The sequence below is a fragment of the Syntrophorhabdales bacterium genome, from assembly GCA_035541455.1.
Lineage (GTDB): Bacteria > Desulfobacterota > Syntrophorhabdia > Syntrophorhabdales > WCHB1-27 > JADGQN01.
This window is the reverse complement of sequence record DATKNH010000140.1, coordinates 1-3,340: the sequence shown is the minus strand read 5'-3', so window position 1 is coordinate 3,340 and position 3,340 is coordinate 1. Positions and strand designations below refer to the sequence as shown.

Here is a 3,340-nt window from a genome sequence, read left to right as displayed (position 1 = left end):
GCTGCTTCAATCCATAGATGACGACGATGAACATCACCACCATGAGCCCGTAGGTGATCCAGCGCGCCCCCTGGCCGACGTTCCAGAAAATCTCCCTCCCGATCTCCATAGCTAGCCTCCTTCCGTGATAGGTCGTGTGGTTGTGAAACAATACACAAAATTAAAACATTTTGCAAACACCTTTTTTCCCCAAAAAATTGGTGCTCCTTGTGCCGCTCATTGTATACAGTCTATATGCAGTTTTTTCTTGACAAATCGTTGATCGTTTGTTATAGTAAACGTATGTTCTCCAGATAGAACCACAAATTTGTCCCGCAGTTAATAAATCTGCTATTCCCGCATATCTATTAGCTGATTACAGGAGGAGGGTACGTCATGCATTTCAGAGTTTACTGCAGTATGAGGGAGATCGAAGCCCCGGACATAGAAACTGCAGAGAAGATGGTGAGGGATTCTTTCCACGAAGTGATTTGGCTGCTTCCGATCACAGAGACTCCTGTAGCGCCTGAAGCACGGGAAGCGGGAAGGCCCAAAGTAAAGGAAAAGAAAGGTGGCCACGGTTCAATGACGGCACGCCACTAGAGTGCCGTGCAAACAAATATGAATAACCGGCTCAGCCAGACACAAGGGACGTAGAGGGGTAAAAATGAGGTACGCTGAAACAGGATTTCAATTGGAAGTTGATTTGTCACGGGGAAGCATCGATAAGGTAGAGACCGATCCGAAAGACACGGCATTGTTCCTGGGCGGCAATGGCATGGATGCCAAGATTCTGTTTGACAGGGTTCCTCCGGGCACCGACCCATGGTCTCCCGACAATCTCCTCATCTTCGGTAACGGGCTTCTGAACGGCACATGCGTCCCCGGCGCGAATCGCGTGTCAGTCAATACCATCGCTCCGGTCAATGGGTTGTTTGGCCATTCCTTGATGGGCGGATTTTTCGGGGCGGAAATGAAGATGGCCGGATATGACAGAATAATTGTTAAGGGCGAAGCGCCCGATCTGGTCTACCTGGCGATCCATAACGACAAGGTGGAGATACGTGATGCTAGGCATCTCCGCGGAAAAGGCATGTATGACACGCAACGTCTGATCCAGGAAGAGCTTGGAGACAAAAGAGCCTGGGTGGCTGCTATTGGTCCGGCCGGAGAAAATCGGGTCATGACTGCGTCCATCGATTGCGGTAACTCCAGCGCGGCCAGAACGCCTGGTCCGGTCATGGGAGCCAAAAAGCTGAAGGCGATCGCAATCCGGGGGACCAAGGACGTGAATATCGCCCACCCGAAAGAAATGTGGGAGATGTGTTCACGCCTCCGGAAGGAGCTGGATGCGAACCCGAATATCGGGGACTGGATGGCTGTCGATGAAGATGACAGCTTCCACCACAACAACTTTGCATGGGGCAATGCCCGCGTGCGCCGCAAGACATTCTGGAGCGCCTCCTTGGAGGAGCGTTGGCGGAACCTGAAGTATGACCACATGAGCCGCCAGACAGGCTGCTGGAACTGCCCGAAGGCGTGCCACAATGTCATCAAGTGGCCGAACCGGCGCAGATTCTCGTACAAGTGCTACGGCAAAGACACCTACCATATGGCTTCCTTCCAGGAACTGGACTTTACCTACGAGATACTCGGCGTTTCGCAGGACCTGGGGTTTGATTCCTACTCAACCCCGCAGCTTATCGCTTTTGCGCTAGAGTTACTTGATGCCGGGATCCTGACGGAAAAGGATTTTCCGGGGATGCCCTCCGACACCAGGCAACGGTTCTATTATATGCTCAATATTATCGCGAACAGGGAAGGCATCGGAGATGTTCTCGCCCATGGTATTTCCGGTGCGGCTGCGATCATTGGTAACGGTGCTGAAAAATTCGATCACAACACCGTCAAGAAGTTCGAGCAGCTGCCGATAAAACTCGGCAAACTCAACCCCGCCTACTTCCTTATGATCGCCACCGGTGAGGATATGGCGATCACCCAGATTGAGGGCTCCTTCCCCCAGGACCCGATTGCTGATGACGAGATGAGGGAAGAGTTCATCAGGAAATGGGTCGCTGTTCCGGACAAGAAGTTCCACGAGTATTTCCGGCAGTGGAAGAAGCGTGATGAACTGCCGGCCAAGGCCATGATCGAAATTACCGATTGGAATGAGTGCATGCATTACCTGGATGATTCGTTGGGCTTCTGTGGATTCGTCTCTTCGTTCCGTGGTCAGTTTGGCGGCACCACCGGCTATCACGTGTGGAACATGCCGCAGATCATCACCCACGCGACAGGCTGGGAATTCGACAAAGACAGGCTCTGGGAATGCTTCCAGAGGAACCGGACACTGATCAGGGCCCTTAATAGCAGGTTGGGCCTGAGAAGATTCATGGAGCGGCCGCCGGAGGATCACTGGGCGGTCAGGAATGAAAAGTATGAGCAGCAGCTCTTGACTCAGTATTATGACTTCAAAGGGTGGACCTGGGATGGAATTCCCACCAAAGAAACCTTGGAGAAACTGGGCATGGGCTATGTGGCGGAAGACCTCATCAAGAGGGGCGTTCTGACCGGCAACGACGTCACGGCGCTCAACGATGACCGTGGCAAGGAACAGTTCAAGGAAGAAGTACTGCAGAAGGGGGCGTAACTGTGGACGACAACGGAAGAAAGACAAGAATAGTCAAAGAAATAAAGGTGGACACCAAGAAATGTGTCGGCTGCCGAGCGTGCGAGATCGCGTGTTCCGCCTTCCACGCCGTGCCGAAATACAGCTCGATTAACGCTGCACGCTCCCGCATCATGGTCATCCAGGACGAAGTGCAGGATATCTTTGTACCCATCAGAGCCGGCGACTATGCCCAGGCGGAATGTAACGGGAGAAACAAGTACGTGATTGACGGTAAAGAATACAGCGAGTGCACGTTCTGCCCGGCATCTTGCCCGTCGAGAGATGCCTTCAAGGAACCTGACTCAGGTTTGCCCCTTAAATGCGATATGTGTGAGAATGAGCCGCCTCTCGAAAAACCTATGTGTGTTGACGCATGCACGTTTGGTGCGCTGACCTACGAAGAAAAGGAAGAGGTAATGCCAGTAGCGCTGGCTGAAGAAAAACAAGAGAAGCGCGCGGAGATGAAGGTAGGGTTGGAAGTACTCATAAAGAAATACGGCCACAAGAACGTCATGGACGCTGTTGCCCGCATGGGAAAGAAAGGTTAAATGGAAACCGTAGCCCCCTTTAAAGAAGTCATAGATGAGGTAAAAGAGAAAGGCGGAGACGCCGTCAAGTTCTGCTACCAGTGCGGCAAGTGCGACACGGTCTGCCCCTGGAACAGGGTACGGAAGTTCTCTATGCGCAAGC

Annotated in this window: 3 protein-coding genes; all 3 read left to right on the top strand. The window is 52.5% G+C overall.

What is annotated here, in order from left to right; all coding sequences use genetic code 11:
* The first annotated feature begins 375 nt into the window (after positions 1–375).
* The 3 genes from VMT71_15430 to VMT71_15420 all read left to right on the top strand — a co-directional run bounded on the left by VMT71_15430 (position 376) and on the right by VMT71_15420 (position 3,198).
* A complete protein-coding gene (locus tag VMT71_15430; protein HVN25364.1) occupies positions 376–582 on the top strand; it encodes a hypothetical protein in 207 nt (68 codons plus the stop codon).
* Positions 583–646: 64 nt separating this feature from the next.
* Positions 647–2,629, top strand: coding sequence for an aldehyde ferredoxin oxidoreductase N-terminal domain-containing protein (locus VMT71_15425; GenBank protein HVN25363.1), 1,983 nt, complete (start codon positions 647–649; stop codon positions 2,627–2,629).
* 2 nt (positions 2,630–2,631) lie between these two features.
* Positions 2,632–3,198 (top strand): hypothetical protein, encoded by a 567-nt coding sequence (locus VMT71_15420; GenBank protein HVN25362.1) that lies wholly within the window; start codon positions 2,632–2,634, stop codon positions 3,196–3,198.
* Positions 3,199–3,340: the final 142 nt, after the last annotated feature.